The 18,571-nt window shown below is 69.5% G+C and carries 16 protein-coding genes, 1 tRNA gene and 1 pseudogene; 6 read left to right on the top strand and 12 right to left on the bottom strand.

What is annotated here, in order from left to right:
• Positions 1-103: 103 nt before the first annotated feature.
• Together ACFXN1_RS25030 and ACFXN1_RS25025 are read left to right on the top strand one after the other, a co-directional pair.
• Complete coding sequence (locus ACFXN1_RS25030; protein ID WP_379436413.1) at positions 104-1,720, top strand: 3' terminal RNA ribose 2'-O-methyltransferase Hen1; 1,617 nt, start codon at positions 104-106, stop codon at positions 1,718-1,720.
• The gene (locus ACFXN1_RS25025; protein ID WP_379436412.1) at positions 1,720-4,299 is read left to right on the top strand and encodes a polynucleotide kinase-phosphatase; all 2,580 of its coding nucleotides are present in this window, start codon (positions 1,720-1,722) and stop codon (positions 4,297-4,299) included. The genes ACFXN1_RS25030 and ACFXN1_RS25025 overlap by 1 nt, the downstream gene beginning before the upstream one ends.
• A gap of 21 nt (positions 4,300-4,320) precedes the next feature.
• Here ACFXN1_RS25025 and ACFXN1_RS25020 read toward each other — a convergent pair whose 3' ends face one another.
• From ACFXN1_RS25020 to ACFXN1_RS24995, 6 genes are all read right to left on the bottom strand, one after another.
• Positions 4,321-4,995: a response regulator gene (locus ACFXN1_RS25020; RefSeq protein ID WP_379382568.1), complete on the bottom strand. Its 675-nt coding sequence runs from the start codon at positions 4,993-4,995 to the stop codon at positions 4,321-4,323.
• Complete coding sequence (locus tag ACFXN1_RS25015) at positions 4,992-6,164, bottom strand: sensor histidine kinase (RefSeq protein WP_379436415.1); 1,173 nt, start codon at positions 6,162-6,164, stop codon at positions 4,992-4,994. Before ACFXN1_RS25015 ends, ACFXN1_RS25020 begins: the two co-directional genes overlap by 4 nt.
• Positions 6,165-6,183: 19 nt before the next feature.
• Positions 6,184-7,380: an NAD(P)/FAD-dependent oxidoreductase gene (locus ACFXN1_RS25010; protein ID WP_379436411.1), complete on the bottom strand. Its 1,197-nt coding sequence runs from the start codon at positions 7,378-7,380 to the stop codon at positions 6,184-6,186.
• On the bottom strand, positions 7,380-7,574 hold the full coding sequence (locus tag ACFXN1_RS25005; RefSeq protein WP_379398922.1) for a ferredoxin: 195 nt from the start codon (positions 7,572-7,574) through the stop codon (positions 7,380-7,382). The genes ACFXN1_RS25010 and ACFXN1_RS25005 overlap by 1 nt, the downstream gene beginning before the upstream one ends.
• A gap of 15 nt (positions 7,575-7,589) precedes the next feature.
• On the bottom strand, positions 7,590-8,780 hold the full coding sequence (locus tag ACFXN1_RS25000) for a cytochrome P450 (protein WP_379436410.1): 1,191 nt from the start codon (positions 8,778-8,780) through the stop codon (positions 7,590-7,592).
• A 123-nt stretch (positions 8,781-8,903) separates the two neighbouring features.
• Positions 8,904-9,383, bottom strand: a complete 480-nt coding sequence (locus ACFXN1_RS24995) for an NUDIX domain-containing protein (RefSeq protein ID WP_379436409.1) — start codon at positions 9,381-9,383, stop codon at positions 8,904-8,906.
• A gap of 211 nt (positions 9,384-9,594) precedes the next feature.
• On the opposite strand from ACFXN1_RS24995, the gene ACFXN1_RS24990 reads away from it, so the two are divergent.
• The gene (locus ACFXN1_RS24990) at positions 9,595-10,338 is read left to right on the top strand and encodes a hypothetical protein (RefSeq protein ID WP_379436408.1); all 744 of its coding nucleotides are present in this window, start codon (positions 9,595-9,597) and stop codon (positions 10,336-10,338) included.
• Between the two features lie 27 nt (positions 10,339-10,365).
• On the opposite strand, the gene ACFXN1_RS24985 is transcribed toward ACFXN1_RS24990, so the two are convergent.
• Positions 10,366-11,577: a GAF domain-containing protein gene (locus ACFXN1_RS24985; RefSeq protein WP_379436407.1), complete on the bottom strand. Its 1,212-nt coding sequence runs from the start codon at positions 11,575-11,577 to the stop codon at positions 10,366-10,368.
• Between the two features lie 333 nt (positions 11,578-11,910).
• On the opposite strand from ACFXN1_RS24985, the gene ACFXN1_RS24980 reads away from it, so the two are divergent.
• Positions 11,911-12,390: a hypothetical protein gene (locus tag ACFXN1_RS24980; protein WP_379436406.1), complete on the top strand. Its 480-nt coding sequence runs from the start codon at positions 11,911-11,913 to the stop codon at positions 12,388-12,390.
• 1 nt (position 12,391) lies between these two features.
• Here the strand turns inward: ACFXN1_RS24980 and ACFXN1_RS24975 are convergent, their stop codons facing one another.
• The 3 genes from ACFXN1_RS24975 to ACFXN1_RS24965 all read right to left on the bottom strand — a co-directional run bounded on the left by ACFXN1_RS24975 (position 12,392) and on the right by ACFXN1_RS24965 (position 15,110).
• Positions 12,392-13,411 carry a zinc-dependent alcohol dehydrogenase family protein gene (locus ACFXN1_RS24975; RefSeq protein ID WP_379436405.1) on the bottom strand — a complete coding sequence of 340 codons (1,020 nt, stop codon included), beginning with the start codon at positions 13,409-13,411 and terminating at the stop codon, positions 12,392-12,394.
• Between the two features lie 217 nt (positions 13,412-13,628).
• Positions 13,629-14,459, bottom strand: coding sequence for a hypothetical protein (locus ACFXN1_RS24970; protein ID WP_379436404.1), 831 nt, complete (start codon positions 14,457-14,459; stop codon positions 13,629-13,631).
• A 57-nt stretch (positions 14,460-14,516) separates the two neighbouring features.
• Positions 14,517-15,110 carry a TetR/AcrR family transcriptional regulator gene (locus tag ACFXN1_RS24965; RefSeq protein ID WP_354834734.1) on the bottom strand — a complete coding sequence of 198 codons (594 nt, stop codon included), beginning with the start codon at positions 15,108-15,110 and terminating at the stop codon, positions 14,517-14,519.
• Positions 15,111-15,224: 114 nt separating this feature from the next.
• Here ACFXN1_RS24965 and ACFXN1_RS24960 point away from each other — a divergent pair, with 114 nt between their 5' ends.
• Positions 15,225-16,127, top strand: coding sequence for an alpha/beta fold hydrolase (locus tag ACFXN1_RS24960; RefSeq protein ID WP_379436403.1), 903 nt, complete (start codon positions 15,225-15,227; stop codon positions 16,125-16,127).
• Between the two features lie 16 nt (positions 16,128-16,143).
• Here ACFXN1_RS24960 and ACFXN1_RS24955 read toward each other — a convergent pair.
• A pseudogene (locus tag ACFXN1_RS24955) lies at positions 16,144-16,947 on the bottom strand (DUF1542 domain-containing protein).
• 98 nt (positions 16,948-17,045) lie between these two features.
• A complete protein-coding gene (locus ACFXN1_RS24950) occupies positions 17,046-18,059 on the bottom strand; it encodes a diguanylate cyclase domain-containing protein (protein WP_379436402.1) in 1,014 nt (337 codons plus the stop codon).
• Positions 18,060-18,453: 394 nt separating this feature from the next.
• Here ACFXN1_RS24950 and ACFXN1_RS24945 point away from each other — a divergent pair.
• Positions 18,454-18,524 (top strand) — tRNA-Gly (locus tag ACFXN1_RS24945).
• The last annotated feature ends 47 nt before the right edge of the window (positions 18,525-18,571 follow it).

Genomic DNA, 18,571 nt, shown 5'->3' with positions numbered 1-18,571 from the left:
GCAAGCCCCCTACACTGAGGGGTCCGCCCCCGTCGCGACTATCGGCGCAGGTCGAGACGGAAATGTATTTGCGGGCGCTCTCGGCCTACGGGAGCATCTCAGGATGCTGTTGACGATTTCTTGTACGCGACCCGAGGGCGCCGCCTGGCCGGCCTCCGATCTGGGGTACCTGCTGCACAAGAATCCTTCGCGCATACAGACTTTCGAGCAGTCCTACGGCATCGCGCACGTGCTCTACCCGGAGGCGGGCGACGACCGGTGCACGGCCGCGCTGCTGCTGGAGATCGATCCGGTCCGGCTGGTGCGGGGAAAGTCCAAGGGCACCCCCGAATTCAGCCTGGGGCAGTATGTGAACGATCGCCCGTACGCGGCGTCTTCGCTGGTGTCCGTGGCCATTTCGACGGTGTTCGGCACCGCCTTGCACGGCCGCTGCAAGCAGCGTCCCGAGCTGGCCGAGACCGCGCTCCCGCTGCGCATCGAGCTCCCGGCCGTCCCCTGCAAGGGCGGGGCCGAGTACGCCGAGCGGGTCTTCGCGCCCCTGGGCTGGACCGTCGTGGCCACTCCCCTCCCCCTGGACCCGGCCTTCCCGGACTGGGGCGATTCCCATTACCTGCGGCTCGAACTCACCGGAACGCAGCGCCTGTCCGACGCGCTGTCGCACCTCTATGTCCTGCTGCCCGTCCTCGACGGCAGCAAGCACTACTGGCTCGACTCCGCCGAAATCGACAAACTCCTCCGCTTCGGCGAGGGCTGGCTCACCACCCACCCCGAACGCGAGTGGATCACCCGACGCTACCTCACCCGCCGCCACACCCTGGTCCGCGCCGCCCTCGCCCGCCTCGCCGAGCTGGACGACGCCGACCCGGAGGAACTCGGCGCGATCGAGCACGATATCGACGACGAGGCGGCCGGTATCGAGACCACGCCGCCCGCGCCCGACCTCGGCGGCGAAGTCTCCTCGGCCGCAACGGAGCTGATATCAGCGCAGGCAACCGACCTCGGCCTGGCCTCCGGTGGGACCGGTGATCCGGTTCCGGCGACCGATCCGCGGGCGGAGGCTTCCTGTTCCGCGGAGGCCGGCGAACGCGGCCCATCGCTGGCGGTATCGCGGCGGGCGGCCGTGCATCGGGCGCTGCTGTCGGCCGGGGCGAGCCGGGTGCTCGATCTCGGGTGCGGGCAGGGGGCGTTGCTGCTGGAGCTGGTGGCGGACCGGGCGTTCACGGAGATCGTCGGGATCGACGTGTCGATGCGCGAGTTGAAGATCGCGGCGCGGCGGCTGCGGCGGGTGCCGGAGTGGCAGTCGCGGCGGGTGACGCTGCGGCAGGGGGCGCTGACGTATACCGACGCCGCTTTGCGGGGTTATGACGCGGCGGTGCTCATGGAGGTGATCGAGCATGTGGACGCGCCGCGGTTGCAGGCGCTGGAGCACGCGGTGTTCGGGGCTGCCGCTCCGGGCGCCGTGGTCGTGACGACGCCGAACAGCGAGTACAACGTGCGCTACGACGGGCTCGACGCGGGCGCGTTCCGGCATTCGGATCACCGATTCGAGTGGAGCCGGGCAGAATTCGCGGACTGGGCGGACCGGGTCGGTGGGACGTACGGGTATGCCGTGCGGTTCGAGCCGATCGGGCCCGAGGATGCGGAAGTGGGGGCGTCGACGCAGATGGCTGTGTTCACCAAACGGGACGGGAAGAACGGCGATGAGAAAGGAGTCGCGTGATGGCAGAGCTGTCGGTTCCGGTGCTGTCGCTGGTCGTGTTGGTCGGCAGCAGCGGCTCCGGGAAATCCACGTTCGCGCACAAGCACTTCCGGTCGACGGCGGTGCTGTCGTCGGACGCCTACCGGGGGCTGGTGAGCGATGACGAGGCCGATCAGTCGGTGACGGCCGAGGCGTTCGAGCTGCTGCACCACGTGGCGGGCGTGCGCCTGCGGCGCGGGCTGCGCACCGTCATCGACGCCACCAATGTGCAGCCCAAGGCGCGGCAGGCGCTGGTGGAGCTGGCGCGGGCGCACGATGTCCTGCCGGTGGCGATCGTGCTGGACGTGCCGGAGGCGGTGTGCGTGCAGCGCAATGCGCTGCGGGTGGATCGCGCGGATCTGGGGCCGCACGTGGTGGGGCGCCACCAGCGCGATCTGCGGCGTTCGCTGAAGTTCCTGGAGCGCGAGGGTTTCCGCAAGGTGCACGTGCTGAGGGGCGTCGAGGAGATCGAGGCCGCCACCATCGCGGACGAGCGCCTGTGGAACGACAAGACCGATCTCACCGGGCCTTTCGATGTGATCGGTGATGTGCACGGCTGCCGGAGCGAGCTGGAGACGCTGCTGGGCGAACTCGGCTATGTCATCGCCCGGGACGCGGAGGGACGGGCGGTCGACGCGCGGCACCCCGAGGGTCGCACCGCGGTGTTCGTCGGCGACCTGGTCGATCGCGGGCCGGATACGCCCGGCGTGCTGCGGCTGGTGATGGGCATGGCGGGATCGGGAAACGCCCTGTGCGTCACCGGAAACCACGAGTTCAAGCTGGTGCGCGCGCTCGACGGCCGCCGCGTCACGGTGGCGCACGGCCTGGCCGAGTCGCTCGCCCAGCTGGAGGCCGAGGACGCCGAATTCCGCAAGACCGCACAGGAATTCATGCGCGGCCTGGTCAGCCACTATGTGCTCGACGGCGGCAAGCTGGTGGTCGCGCACGCCGGTCTGAAGGAGCAGTACCAGGGCCGTACCTCGGGCCGGGTACGCGAGTTCGCCATGTACGGCGAATCCACCGGCGAGACAGACGAATACGGGCTGCCGGTGCGGTACCCGTGGGCCAACGACTACCGCGGCCAGGCGCTGGTGCTCTACGGCCACACGCCGATGACCGAACTGGTGTGGGTGAACAACACCCTGTGCCTGGATACCGGCGCGGTGTTCGGCGGCCGTCTGACCGCGCTGCGCTACCCGGAGCGGGAGGTGGTGTCGGTGCCGGCCGAACAGGTCTGGTTCGAGCCGGTGCGCCCGCTCGCGGCGGCCACCTTCGCCACCGGGGAGGCTGTGGTGCAGCGGGATCCGGGCGTGCTCGACCTGGACGACGTGCTGGGCCGGCGGGTGGTGGAGACCCGCCATCTCGGCCGGGTCACCGTGCAGGAGGACGCCGCGAGCGCCGCGCTCGAGGTGATGAGCCGCTTCGCCGTGGACCCGCGCTGGCTGGTGTACCTGCCGCCGACCATGTCGCCGTGCGCCACCTCCACCCTGGACGGGTATCTCGAGCACCCGGCCCAGGCCTTCGAGTACTACCGCTCCGAGGGCGTGGACACCGTGGTGTGCGAGGAGAAGCACATGGGTTCGCGTGCGGTCGTGGTGGTTTCGCGGTCGGCCGAGGCGGCGCGGGACCGGTTCGGCGTCGAGGACGGCAGCACCGGCGCGGTGTACACCCGCACCGGCCGCCCGTTCTTCGACGATCCGGCGCGCACCGAATCGCTGCTGGCCCGGGTGCGGGCGGCGGCCGAAACCGCCGGGCTGTTCGAGGAACTGGGCACCGACTGGCTGCTGCTGGACACCGAGCTGCTGCCGTGGTCGGCCAAGGCGCTGGGGCTGCTGCGCAACCAGTACGCCGCGGTCGGCGCGGCAGCCCGGGCCTCGCTCGGCCGGGCCGGCGAGGTGCTGGCGGCCGCGGTCGAACGGGGTTTGGACGCAGGCGATCTCGCCGCGCGGACCGGAGCTCGCCGGGCCGACGCCGACGCCTTCACCGCCGCCTACGGCCGCTACTGCTGGCCCACCGACGGCCTCGACGGCGTGCGCCTGGCCCCGTTCCAGTTGCTGGCCGCCTCCGGCGCGAATTACGCAGGGCGCGACCACAACTGGCACCTGGAGCGCATCGACCGCCTGGTCGTCGCGGACCCGGAGTTCTTCACCCCGACCGGCCGCCGCCCGGTCGACCTCGCCTCTCCGGAGGCCGAGGCTGCCGCGACGGCGTGGTGGATCGAGCTCACCGCGGCCGGCGGCGAGGGCATGGTGGTGAAGCCGCTCGGCTCGCTGGTGTCCGGCACCGGCACCCGCAGCGGGCGGCTGGTGCAGCCGGGCGTGAAATGCCGTGGCCCGGAATACCTCCGGATCATCTACGGCCCGGAGTACCTGCGCCCCGACCAGCTGCACCGCCTCCGCTCCCGCGGCCTCGGCGGCAAGCGCTCCATGGCGCTGCGCGAGTACGCCCTGGGCCTGGAGGCCCTGGACCGCTTCGTGGCCCGGGAGCCGCTGTGGCGCGTCCACGAGGCGGTATTCGCGATCCTGGCCCTGGAGACCGAGCCGGTCGACCCTCGGCTGTAGCCGACTGGAAGACTGCCCGGTTCAGCTCGGAGTGTCGGGGCGCACCAGGCCGGTGCGGTAGGCGATGACGACGAGCTGGGCCCGGTCGCGCGCATCGAGTTTGGCCATGGCGCGATTGACGTGGGTCTTGGCGGTGAGGGCGGTGATGAACAGTCGTTCGGCGATCTCGTCGTTGGACAGGCCCAGCGCGACCAGCGTGACCACCTCGCGTTCGCGCGGGGTGAGTGCCGCCAGTGCGGGCGGCGGCTCCCAGCGCACCGGGTCCGGCTGGGCCAGGAAGCGGCCGATCAGCGCCTTGGTCGCGGTGGGCGACAGCAGGGCGTCGCCGGCGACGACCGTGCGGATCGCGGCGAGCAGTTCGTCGGCGTTCATCCCCTTGCCGAGGAATCCGCTCGCCCCGGCGTGCAGGGCCTCGACGACGTGCTCCTCGTACTCGAAGGTGGTGAGCACCAGCACCTTCACGCCGGCGAGGTCCTCGTCCGCACTGATCAGCCGGGTCGCGGCCAGGCCGTCCAGCTCGGGCATGCGAATGTCCATGAGCACGACGTCGGCCCGGTGGGTGCGGGCGAGTTCGACCGCTTCGCGGCCGGTGGCGGCCTCGCCGACCACCCGCATGTCCTCGGTGGAGTCGATGAGCATGCGGAAGGTGTCACGCAGGAGCGCCTGGTCGTCGGCCAGCACTACCCGAATCGTCATGACCCGCCCTTTCGGCCGTTGCGAGGCGGCAGTTCGGCGTCCACCCGGAAACCACCGTGCGGGCCCGGGCCCGCATCGAGCGTGCCGCCCACGGCCTTCACGCGTTCCCGCATACCGATCATCCCGTAGCCGGTGCCGGTCTCCGCGTGCCGGCGGCCGTCGTCCTCGACGGTGATCCGCACCCGGTCGGGTCGATAGTCCAGCCGCACCCGCGCGGTCCGCACCCCGGCGTGCTTGCGGGTATTGGTCAACGCCTCCTGAATGATTCGGTAGGCGGTGAGGTCGGTCAGCGAGGACAGCTCGAACGGCTCTCCGGAACGCTCGACGGTGACGTCCAGCCCGGCGTGCCGGAAGGACTCCACCAGCTCGGTCAGCTCCCCGAGGCCGGGTGAGGGGGCGCGCGGATGCCCCGAATCGTCCTCCGCGCGCAGCACTCCGACGGTCGCGCGGAGATCGTCGAGGGCGGTCCGGCTGGTGTCGCGAATGCGTTCCAGCGCCTCGTAGGCGTGGTCCGGATCGGTGCGCATCAGATGGTGCGCGACAGTGGCCTGCGCGTTCACCAGCGTGATGTGGTGGGCGACCACGTCGTGCAGCTCCCGGGCGATCCGCAGGCGTTCCTCGGCGACCCGGCGGGCGGCCTCCGCCTCCCGGTCACGTTCGGCGGTTTCGGCCCGTTCGAGGGCCGCCGCCAGCAGCTTCCGATGGCTGCGCACCGCATCACCCGCGGCGACACCGAGCAGGGTCCAGGCGATCTGGGACAGCGCCTGGGGCAGATCCGCCGGACTCGGCTGTGAAATGAGGATGGCGGCGACCAGCGGCACCGCGGCACACACGCCGGCCAGCCAGGCGGTGCGCCGATCCATCCGGTTCGCCACCGTGAACAGCGCGACCGCTGTGGCCGCGGGCGGCGGAGTGGAGTACGGAATCACCAGGTAGCGAGTGACTTCCACGAGCACGGTGGCGGCGACCACCGGGATCGGCCACCGGCTGCGGACCAGCAGCGGCACACAGGTGAGCGCGAGCCCGCTGACCGCCCGGTCCATCGGGCTGTGCCGCAGATACGCCATGCTCGCGGCCACCGGGGTGGCGACCAGGAAGCATCCGATCGCGACCGCGAGGTCGGCCACCCACGGCCGGACTCGCAGCCAGCACCGCAGCCGGGCGATCATCCGCACGTCGTCAAGGTACCTACCCGCCGTACGCATCGGCGTGACCCGGCGCGGTGACGCGGCCACGGTATTCCCGCAGGGTGCGGGCGCTGTTCCAGCCCACCGCCCCGACGACCCGGTCGCCGATGCGGTAGAGCGCGACGAACTTGCGTTCGCGGGGGTCTCCCGCGACGATCTCGGTCCGGGCGCCGGCGGGACACCAGCCGTGGATCTGGATCTTGCTGTCGTAGTGGTCGGTCCAGCCGAAAGGGGTTGGCGCATAGGGTGTTTCCCGTCCCGGTTCGGCGAGCAGATTGCGGGCCGCGGCCATGGCCTGCTCGCCCGCGTTGGTGCGCTGCTCGAACCGGACCCGCGCGCCGAGGCCCGGATGCGGCCAGTTGGCGACATCACCGGCGGCGTACACCCCCGGCGCGGCCCGGCAGTATTCGTCGCAGAGCACCCCGTCGCCGACCGGAACACCGGATCCGGCCAGCCAGTCGACGGCGGGCACCGAGCCGATGGCGACCACCACGACATCGGCCGCCAGCCGGGTCCCGTCGTCGAGCACCACGGCGGTGACCCGGCCGTCCGCGCCCTCGATATCGGAAACCTTGCGGCCCATCCGCATTCGCACGCCGTGGTCGCGATGCGTAGCGGCCACCAGGTCCGCGACCTCGGCACCGAACTGGCGGATCAGCGGCGCGGGCTCGGCGTCCACGAGGGTGACGTCCACCCCGAGTTCCCGTGCGGACGCGGCGATCTCGCTGCCGAGAAAGCCCGCGCCGAGCACCACCACCCGCGGCCCCGCCGCCAGTTCCGCGCGCAGGGCGAGGGCGTCGTCGAGGGTCCGCAGCACGTGCATTCCGGCCAGGTCGTGCCCGAAGGGCAGGCGCCGGGGGCGCAGGCCGGTCGCGATGATCAGGCCGTCGTAGCGCACCCGGTCGCCGCCGGCGAGGGTGACGGTGCGCGCATCGGTGTCCAGACCTGTTGCGCGGCAACCCGATCGCAGTTCCAGATCGAGCCGCTCGAGCGCCGCATCGTCGCGGAGCTCGATCTCCGGCGGCTGCCGGTCACCGGTGAGCAGCTGTTTCGACAGCGGCGGCCGATCATAGGGCGCGTGGGTCTCCTCACCGATCAGGGTGAGCGTGCCGGTGAAGCCCTCGCGCCGCAGGGCCTCGGCTGCGCTCAGACCGGCGGCCGAAGCGCCCACCACCACAAGGTGATCGGGGCCGGGCACTACTGCTCCACCCGGATGGCCAGGGCCGGGCAGCGCGCGGCGGCATCGAGCACCTGCGGCAGCAGCTCCTCGGCCGGGCGGGGATCGAGCAGCAGGACAACGCCGTCCTCGTCGCGCTGGTCGAACACCTCCGGTGCGGCCACCACGCACTGACCGCCACCGCAGCATCTGTTCTCGTCGATGTGGATCTTCATGGAATATCCTCGCTCCTACCAGGTCACCGGCAGCTCGTGGACGCCGTAGACGACCATCTCGTCGCGCATCGGAACCGCCTCCAGCGGCACCGCGAGCCGCAGCTCCGGGAAGCGTTCGAACAGGGCGGTCAGCGCGATGCGCAGCTCCAGCCGGGCCAGCTGCTGGCCGATGCACTGATGGATACCGAAGCCGAACGCCACGTGCGGCCGGTGGTGGCGCAGCAGGTCCAGGCTTTCCGGATCGTCGGGGAACAGCTCCGGGTCGCGGTTGGCCGCGGGCAGGTGCGCGACCACCGTGCCGCCCGCCGGGATCAGCTGACCGCCCACCTCGACATCCTCCAGAGCCGTTCGGCGGATACCGAATTGGATGACACTCAGGAAGCGCAGCAGCTCCTCCACCACGGCGTCGGCATGCTCGGGCTCGGCGCGCAGCAGGGCCAGTTGGGAGGGGTCGCGCAGCAGGCACAGGGTGCTCAGGGCGATCATGTTGGCCGTGGTCTCGTGCCCGGCGACCAGCAGCAGCACGCCGATGCCCGCCAGCTCCTCATCGGTGAGGTCCCCGTCCCGGACCAGGGCGCTGAGGATGTCGTCGGCGGGCTCGGTCCGCTTCTGGACGGCGAGGCGATGGATCAGCTGGTTCAGTTCCAGCTGGGCCTGCGCCACCTCCTCGGCGGGTGCGCCGAGCCGCAGCAGCGTGGCCGAATTGTGCTGGAACTCCGCACGATCGGCGTACGGCACCCCGAGCAGCTCGCAGATGACCAGCGAGGGAATCGGCAGCGCGAAGTCCTGCACGAGGTCGACCGGACCGGTGGCCGCCGCCATGGCGTCCAGGTGATCGGCGACGATCCGCTCCACCGCCGGGGCCAGCTCGCGCATGCGCCGCACGGTGAACTGGCCGGTGAGCATCTTGCGCAGGCGGCTGTGCTCCGGCGCGTCCATGAAGATGAACCAGCCCGGCGGAGGCGGCGGAATCTCTTGCGAGCCACGGTGATTGCCGGTGACACCGCGGCGCCTCGAGCTGAAACGCGGGTCGGACAGCACGGCCCGCACGTCGGCGTATCGCGTGATCAGCCAGCCGTCGATGCCGTCCGGCAGGGTGACGTGCGCGACCGGATCCTGCTCGCGCAATTCCCGGTATTCCCCGGGCGGGCTGAACGGACAGGTCCGGACCACGGGCTGGCTCCCGGCGAGCTGTGTATGGGTCATCGACGTCCTTTCCGAACGGTGGCGATCGGCTGTTCGCGGTAACAACCACCCTGCCGCCGGGACCGGGTGGCCGTCGTCGTCCGGACGTGGACTTTCGGCATACCGCGAACGCGGTATGCCGGGCTACGCGCCGGCGAGGTGCTCGCGCAGGCGGTCGAGGTAGGGGCGCTGGCCCTTGCCGAGTTTCTCGTGGGCGGTGTCCAGGTCGAACCAGGCGACCCGGTCGATTTCGGGGAATTCGGCGATTCGCCCGGATCGTGGCGGCCACTCCATTTCGAACGTGCCCGGCACTACCTGTTCCGGATCCAGGTCGCCCTCGACGGCCCACACTGTGACCTGCTTCTTGCTGCTTCCGCTGCCGTACTGGACGTCGCCGAGCGGAATCCATTCGCCATCGGACACGGGCAGGCCGAGTTCTTCGCCGAATTCGCGGCGGGCGGCGTCGCGGGGCTGCTCCTCGGTGGGCTCGTACTCGCCCTTCGGGATGGACCAGGCGGCGGCGTCCTTCTTCGCCCACAACGGTCCGCCCATGTGCCCGATCAGGACTTCGAGGCCGGTGGTGCGGCGGAACAGCAGGACTCCGGCGCTGAATCTGAGGCTCATGGCAAGGAGTTTGCCGAATCGGCGCGCGGGCGCACACCGCGGGCGCTACTGTGAGCGACACTGCGGCAATCCGGACGTTAGGGATATTTTCCCGATAACGGACGAATATTTCCCGCGCGGTGTCCTGCGCCCGAAACCTGTTCGGCACCATCGAATTCCATTAAGCTCCTGGGTTCGAACGGCCCACACCCGTTGACGGATTGGATACCGCATGGAGTTCCGCAACACCTGCGCGACTGCCACTCTGGTGATCGGCGCACTCGTGACCCAGGCCACCGCACTGTCGGTGGCAACCGGCGCGGCGAACGCCGAGCCCGCGGCCCCCGGCCTGGTGTACTCGGCGAAGCTGGTGGACAAGACCGTCGTCACCACGCTCGAGGGCGGCACCTTCGAGCTGTCGCGGGCGGCCGAGGATTCCGCGCCGGCGGCCCCCGATTCGGACCCGGCGGCCAAGCCCGCCGACGTGGTGAACGTGAAGGACGCCGACGGCAAGGTGCTGCTCACGCTGCCGCTGAAATTCCATCTGGGACCCGTCGATATTCCGGTCAAGTCCGAGGTGCAGAAGAACGGCACCGTGCTGGCCCTCACTCCCGACAAACCGGCCGGGGTGTCGGTGTCGCAGCCGCTGGTCGTGAAACCGGTTGCCTCGCAGGTGGAGAACGACCGCGCGCTGAGCAGCTTCACCACCCAGTTCAGCCTGGCCACCACCATCGGCACCTTCGTGGGCACCGCCATCGGCGCGACCATCGGCTGCATCGTCACCCTGGTGGCGGGCTGTCTCCCGGGCCTGACCACCGGCGCCGCGGCGGGCGGCATCATCGGCACCATCGTCCTCGGCGGCCCGACCCTCATCGCCTCGGGCATCGATCTGCTGTCCACCCTGCAGGCCGCCGACGGCACCACCAAGTGGGCGGACAAGACCACGACCCCGGCGGCTGCGCAGCCTGGTAACTGACGCACCCGTCCGGAAGCGGCCGCCGGTTCAGACCTGTGGAATCGGCACCCGCCAGACCAGCGTGGTGCCGTACCCGTCCAGACCCGGACCGAGTTCGAGCGCGCCGGCGAGATCGGTGGCGCGTTCGGCGATCTTGCGCAGCCCGCCACGCCGGGGCGCGTCGCCCACGCCGATACCGTTGTCCGCCACCGAGATTCGCAGTTCGCCCCGGGCGGCGGTGACGTCCACGTCGATGCGGGTGGCCTCGGCGTGGCGCGCCACATTCGACAGTGACTCACGCAGTACGGCCAGCGCCTGCCGCCCGGTCTCCGGCGGCACCCGGGTGTCGAGGGGACCGTCCTGCCGCAGGCTCGGTGTGCAGCCGAGGTGGCGGGCGGCGGTGGACACCAATTCGGTGATCTCGCTGCGCAATCCACCCTGCCCACCGGTGGTCGGAGGCAGCGCGAAGAGGGTGGCGCGGATGTCCTGGATGGTGCCGTCCAGGTCGGCCACCACGCGGGCGAGCCGCTCCCCGATCTCGGGCGCCGGGTTCATCCGGAGCGCGCCCTGCAGGGCCTGGCCCGAGGCGTGGATGCGCTGGATCACGGAGTCGTGCAGGTCGCGGGCGATGCGATCGCGCTCCGCCAGCACGGCGATCCTGGCCGAGTCCTGCCGGCGGCGTACGGTGTCGCGCTGCACCTGGTCGTACATGCGCACATTGACGATCTTCACCGCCGCGATGACGGCCAGCGCCTCGATGATCCGTTCGTCCTCGTCACTGAACGCGCCGCCGCGTTTGTTCGTCAGGTACAGGTCGCCCAGGACCGTGCCGCGATAGCGCACGGGCACCCCGAGGAAGCTGCGCATGGGCGGATGCCCGTCGGGCCAGCCCTCGAAGGCGGGACTCTTGGTGAGGTCGGCCAGCCGGACCGGGTGCTCCCCGGACAGCATCGCGTCGAGCACGCCCCGGCCGTGCGGCCAGTGCCCGATCCGGCGAATCGTCTCCTCGTCCATACCGACCGGGACGAATTGCGCCAGCTGCCGTTCACCGCTCCCGTTCTCGGGTTCGAGCAAACCCAGTGCGCCGTACTGGGCACCGACCAGCCGGACCGCCGCGGTCACCAGCTGCCGCAGCACCAGATCCACGTCCAGGTCCGAGACCACCGTGTACACCGCCTCGACCAGATCGTGGAGCCGTTCTCGCGAGGCCGTCAGTTCACGCAGCTCGTCCGGTACGACACCCCACAGCTCATCGGACATGTGGCACAGGCTACCCACCGGCAACCTGAGGATATTTGTCTCTCGGGCCGGGTGTCGCCGAGAAGAACTGATGAAATCAGACCTTTCGGACCGAGGAGACAAAGCCGCAGTCGCTATGAGAGCGACTGGGGCACAGGCTTATCCACGCTTCCCGCGATCGCACTGCAGCCACCCGGGGGACAGTCGTCATCACCGGGTGATGGTGGACTCGCAGGATCGGGTCGAGCAGACCTCTTCCGTGACGCTCGAACGAGTGGTGTTCTGGATGTGGGTCACCGACCCCGGTCTTCAGAACCGGAGCGGATCATTCGAGTGTCAAGGAAGGCGTGCGCCATGACCACGATCCATCTCCACAAGACGACCACCGTGACGCCTGAGCAGTTCCTGGCCGGCCTCACCGACTTCGGGCCGGGCCGGCACGAACTCTTCGGCAACAGCGCGGACAGCTACCTCGAGGTGCATCACGAAGGCCCCCATGACGCTGATGTCACGGAGGGCTCGAGCGGCATCTGGGAACGTCTGCACTACGACTGGAGCGACCCCCATCACGTGGTGATGACGACCACCGACTCCAACCTGTGGGGTGGCGCCTCGGGCCACACCTACACCATCACGCAGCTGCCCACCGGCATGACCGACGTGGACGCCGTCGTGGTCCGCGACGGCAAGAACCTCAAGGGACGGCTGCTCGCGATGGTGCTCGGACTGTTCGGCACCCGCGTCCTGGGAAAGCCGTTCGAGAAGTCCATCAAGGCCATCGAAGCTCGCAGCGGCGGCGCGAGTGGAAAGAACACGCAGACGCCAGGAAGGTGAACTACGGTTCGAACACCAGCAGCGGTTTGCCCCCGTGTGCGGGAGCTTCGGCCAGATAGACAGCTTCGCTGAACTTTTCGACGAGAATCGGCCGACCCTCCGGCACCCGCAGCGCGCCGCTGCCGGCGAGTCGAAGTGTCCGGTCGATCGTTGCGGCCATCCGATCCTTCGGGGTCTCGGTGAACCAGCGGAAGAGCCAGAACCCCCGAACGGTCTTGGTTTCGTAGATCAGCGAGCGCGCGAAGACGGGGATGGTGAGTTTGTCGGGATCGGTTTGGCGGTGCGTGGACAGCGCACCGAAGACGACCAGCTCACCGTGCGGTGCGAGCGCGCGCGACACGTCCGCACCCACCTGACCGCTGACACAGTCGATCGCCTTGGACACCCCGTCGTGGCCCGCTATGTCGGCCACCCGTTCGCGCAGGTCCTCGTCCTCCGTGCAGATCACCGCGGTGCCGCCCAACGCGAGGATGTCCTCGACCGCGGATCGGCGGCGGACCACATTGAGGGTCTTGAAGCCGACGTGCACGCCGAGCTGGATGACCGACTGGCCCACGGTTGAACCGGCCGCCGTCTGCAAGAGCCATTCACCCGGTCGAACATCGAGTTCATCACCGGTCAGGATCACGGCGGTGAGCGGATTGCTGAGAATCTGGGCGGCCGTGGAATCACTCATGCCGACGGGAACAGGCAAGACCCGCTCGGCATCGGCAACGACATACTCCTGCCACGTTCCCCTGACTCCGACCGTAATGACGCGTTGCCCGACGGTCAGACCGTCTGTGCCGCTACCGAGTTCGTCGATCACACCCACGGATTCGATTCCGGGCACGGTGGGGAATTCCGGCGCGAATCCGTATCTGCCGCGGACGGTATGCAGGTCGCTGGCATGAACGGGTGCAGCCGCCACCCGGATCCGGACCTCACCAGGACCAGGCTCCGGAACGGGGCGGGTCTGCAGGTGCAGAACCTCGGACGGTTCGCCCACCGTGTCGGCGACAACAGACTGCATGGTTCTCATCTTCCTGCCCCTCCTTCGGTCGGATCCAGGTCCCACAGCGGTTCGACGTGCCTATCGTCGCCACGCCCTACGACGGCGAAGATTCGAAACAGCGCGGCCCAATTCCAGGCCTACTGCCCTCCAATGCTGCCACCGCAGGGATTGCCGGGTCTGCCTCCCCTTGAAGCGGCGGATCGCCTACGGGAAGAGCATGAGGCTCCGATCTCGGAGTGGTGGGTCAGGGGCGGGTCCAGGATTGGGCGGTGTCGGTGAGGTTCCACCATGAGACGTAGTGGGGGTCTTCGGAATCCAGGTGCCAGGTGGAGGCGAGGGTGTCGAAGAAAGCGGTGTCGGCCGTTCTGCCGCCTCGGGGTTCGCCCAGGTAGATGAGGTGGGTGCCACCGGCGGTCGTGAAGTCGGCGAGAGCCGTGGAGGCCATGTGATTGCCCCAGCCGGGGGGCCAGCACAGGAGCAGGGTGTGGTGTTCGCGGCCGGCGGTGGCGGCCGCGTCAGGGGTGGCGGGGCCGACGGGGTGCCAGAGGGAGCGCTGGCCGGGAGAGGGTGGGAAGGACGGGTTTTCGGTGGTGTTCGGGGGGTTGGTGTCGTAGGCGTGGACGGTGAGGCCGGCGTGGGTCAGTTGGGCGGCCCAATAGCCGCGGCCGGCACCGATTTCGGTCAGTGGGCGGCCGGCGCAGAGGGTGGTGATCCAGGCGATGGTTTCCGGGGCGGGGATGGCGCAGGCGTAGGCGGATTGCAGGATCGTCTGAGCGAAGCCGAGTCTGGTGCTGCCGGTGGCGCGGCCGCCGTCGACCACGCGGCGGCCCGCGACCGTGGAGACGGACGGTCCGACTATGTCCCAGTACGGGTTTGCCGAGCTGTCGCCGGTCAGGTGGTGGACCAGTCGGAGGTCGAAGGCCGCGTCGGCGCGTTCGTCACCGGTGCCGGGCAGTCGGGAGGCGGTGTCGAGATAGTCTGCGACCCTGGGGAATTCGGTGCGCAGCCGCGGCTCGTCGCCGAGCAGGGCGACCAGTTCGGCTCGGCGTTGCGGGGTGAGCGCCAGGTCCGTCATCCCATCGATTCTGGGGCCGCCGGCTCGGATCCCGGGGCGTGTCGCGCGATTCGGCGTCTAGACCCGTAGACCGTTGATCAAGGCCAGCACCGCGGGTTCGGTTTGCGCGCGGGCGGTTTCGGGATCGTCGGCATTGGCGATGAACATGGCGGCCTCGCCGAGGGCGGAGAGGATCATCAGGGCCAGGGGACGGACGTCGAGGTCGGCGCGCAGGATGCCGGCCTGGATACCGGATTCGAGGCCCGCGACGACCAGGCCCAGGCCGTACTTCTCGTCGACCGCGCGCCACTCCTGCCAGCCGAGCACCGACGGCGCGTCGATGAGGGTGATGCGGACGCGTTCGGGGTCGACGCAGGAGAGCAGGAAGTTGTGCAGCCCGGCTTCGAGAACGGCCATGGTGTCCGTCGGCGGGGCCTCGGCCATGGTCTCGGCGACCTGCTGGAGGATCTCCTGCTGCACCTGTTCGTAGACGGCGCGGAACAGGTCCTTCTTGTCCTTGAACTGGTGATACAGCGCGCCGCGGGAGCTGCCGGCGCGCTCCACGATCTCGGGGGTGCTGACCGCCGCGTAGCCGCGCTCGGCGAAGAGCTCGCGCGCGGCGGCCATCAGATTCGCGCGGGTCGACTCGGATCGTTCGGCTTGCCTGATCATCGACACCTTTCTGGCTCGGTGCCTGGATCGTAACGCGAAACCATTGAAAACAGGCAGCCTGTTTGTTAGTTTGAAACCGTCTTCACCGTCACTGCTCCTAGAGGAGTCATCCAGATGACGCACACCATCTCCCCCGAATCCCGCGCCGCCTGGCGCGACCCCGCCCTCGGCGCCCGCCGCGAGCTCACCCTGCCGCAGGGCACGCTGACCGTCTTCGACAGCGGCAGCGGCGATCCCGTCGTCTTCGTGCACGGACTGCTGGTCAATGCCAACCTGTGGCGCCGGGTCGTTCCGGCGCTGGCCGACGAATTCCGCTGCGTGGCAATCGATCTGCCCTTCGGTTCGCACACCACCGCCATGCCCGGCGCCGACCTGAGCGCCCCCGGCCTGGCCCAGCTGGTCATCCAGGCCATCGAGAAACTCGACCTCGGCCCGGTCACCCTGGTGGGCAACGACTCCGGCGGCGCGGTGAGCCAGCTGGTCGTGGCCGCCCGCCCGGACCTCGTCGCCCGCCTGGTGCTGACCTCCTGCGACGCCTACGAGAACTTCCCGCCGCCGTTCTTCGACTACGTCGGCCTGGCTGCCCGCACTCCGGGGGCGCTCGCCTCGCTGGCCCTGAGTCTGCGCATCCGCGCCGTTCGCCGCCTGCCCATCGCCTACGGCTGGCTGGCCCGCGGCCCGATCGACCGCGCGGTCAGCGACTCGTACGCCCTGCCGGTCGGTACCAAGGCCATCCGTGCGGACGTCCGCCGCGCCATCGGCGGCCTGGACAGCCAGTACACCCTCGCCGCCGCAAAGACTTTCGCCGATTTCAAGAAGCCGGTGCTATTGGCCTGGTCGGCGGGCGACCGCTTCTTCCCGGACCGCTACGCCGAACGCCTGGCCGCCGAATTCCCCGACGCCCGCATCGAATGGATCCACGATTCGCGCACCTTCTCCCCTGAGGATCAGCCCGAACAGCTGACCAGCGCGATCCGCGTCTTCCTGGACGCGACCCGGGCCGAGACCCGGCACTGATTCCGGTCCCGAGGCGTCAGAAGTCGCTGTCGAAGCCGCCGAAATTGCCGTAGTCGCCGAAGTCCTGGCCGCCCAGGTCAGCCCCGGGGTCGTAGCCACCCTGGTCATAGCCGCCCTGGTCGTAGCCGGGGTCCGAGGCGTTCTGGTCGTAGCCGCCGTCGGCATATCCGCCGTCGGCGGCGTCCAGCCCGGCCTGATAGCCGTCGCCGTAACCGCTTTCGAAGGCGGCCGAGTCGTACCCGACCCCGGACATGCCGCTGAAGAGGGCGTTGAACAGCACCGCCGAGCCGACGCCCCAGGCACCGACGACCAGCGCGGTCTTTCACCACGGCTCGGAGTACCAACCGGCCGGAACGGGACGGCCGGCGACGCGACCGCCCGGGTAATAGTTCGGAGTGGAGGCCGACGGCGTGGGCGAGGCCTCGACGCGCCGCCCGTCGTATTCGATGGCGCGGTCCTCGGTGACCCGGCCGGCACTGCGCTGGCCGTCGAGCTCCGGAACGGCCGGACCGGGGTCCAGGCCCATGGCCGACCGCGCGGCCCCCACGTAGTAAAGCCCTTCGAGCGCCGTCTCTTTCGCGAGCCGGGCCTGCGCGGGCGTGGTGGCCTGCTCGATCTGCGAGCCCGCGGCATTGAACCGCTCCCCCGCATCGGAGAGGGCCTGCTTCGACGCGTCGTCGGTGCCGACGAGGTTGTATACCTGCCCGCCGAGACGCTCGATCACCCGGCGCGCATCGGCCTTGGCATCCTCGAGCAGGGTGTTGGAACGCGATTGCTGCGCGCGGTTGACTGCCACCACAGCAAGCAGGACAACCACCATGACGATGAGCAGAACGACGACCGTAGCCACGCGACCAGCCTACGCGGCAGAATTCGCCGAACTGTTGCTACTCGCTGTGAGCTTCCCCAAACCCCGAATTATCCAGCCACCGCGGCAAAATGCGAGTTGCGGCGACCTGGATCAACCTCCTCTTCGTCTAGCTCCGACACCGCGAACTGACGTTTGCCCGCCGTTTTCGCCGAATACATGGCTCGGTCGGCGCTGCGCAGCAGATCCGAGAAGTCGCACTCCCGTCCGGGCGGACAGAACGCCGTGCCCACACTCGCCGACGCCGGGACCGGACCGGCCGCCGTGGGCACCGGCTCGCACAGCGCGGCCAGCACCCGCATGGCCAGCTCGCCCAGGGTATTGCGGCGGGACGGCAGCGCGACCACGAATTCGTCGCCGCCGTAGCGCGAGATCACGGTGTCGGGCGGGCAGGTCGAGCGCAGCCGCTGGGCGATGGTGACCAGTACCTCGTCGCCGACCGTGTGGCCGTAGGTGTCGTTGATCACCTTGAAGTCGTCCAGATCGATGAGCAGCAGACCCACCCCGCGCGCCGGATCGGTGGACATCACCCGGACCCGCTCCTGCAGCAGTGAGCGATTGGCCAGATCGGTGAGAGCGTCGTGCGTGGCCTCGTGCCGCAGCCGGGTCTGCAGTGCCGCGATCTCCTGCACCCGCACCGACACCGCCTCCGAGAGACTGCGTTCCTGCTGGGCCAGGGCGCGCTGCTGCAGCGCCTCGGCGTAGGCGTCGATGGCCTGGCTGGCGATGAACGACCAGCGGGTGGCGATCAGCGAACCGCGCTGGCCCGGCGAGAGCCCCAGCAGCGCGCGGCTGGCGGGGGCGAGCATGCGGGTGCGGTCGAACGGCGATTCGGCCAGACTGCGGCCGATGCGGCGGGCGGCCTGTACCGGAAACGGTTCGGACCCGGCCAATTCCAGCAGATCGTCGATGATCCGGCCGAAGATGCGCTCGAGTTCATCGGAGGGAACCGCGGGCGCCTGGCCCAGCGCGGAACTGCTCGCGCCGGGGTGCACTGCCCGCACCCATTCGCGGATGGTCGCCGCCACAACGGCGGAGGTTCGGGTGTCGAGACGGATGGACATGCGCGCTCACCCGACGCACGAGATGCCAGGACCGGCCGCCACGCCGGTCACGCCCTTCGGATCGAACTCACTACTACGCGGTCGGCCACACCAGTGGTGCATGCTCACCGCCCCCTTTCCAGATACCCCCGTCCGGACAAAAAGGATCCTAGCAAGCCACCCGACATCGAAAACCCCTGATTCAGAACAGGTTCCCGGTGCCTCGCGAATGGCGATCGGATGTCTCATCGCTGGTGAGGCCCCGGTGTTACACCCAATTTCGGCGGGTTTTCGGCGACTCGCCGAACGACTCGTTCTACGGGCCGCGACATGCGGCAACGGCACCTGATTGGCATTCCAGGAGTGAGGTTCGGTACAGTGCTCAACGCACACAGCATCCATGGGTGCGGTCGTTGCGGGTGTAGTTCAATGGTAGAACCTCAGCCTTCCAAGCTGATGGTGCGGGTTCGATTCCCGTCACCCGCTCTTTCGTAAAAGGGCCCCTGACCAGCGCAGGGGCCCTTTTCGTATCA

It is taken from the genome of Nocardia sp. NPDC059154, from assembly GCF_042755705.1.
Lineage (GTDB): Bacteria > Actinomycetota > Actinomycetes > Mycobacteriales > Mycobacteriaceae > Nocardia.
Note: the sequence above shows the minus strand (reverse complement) of the source record. Positions and strands in the feature narration are given on the sequence as shown.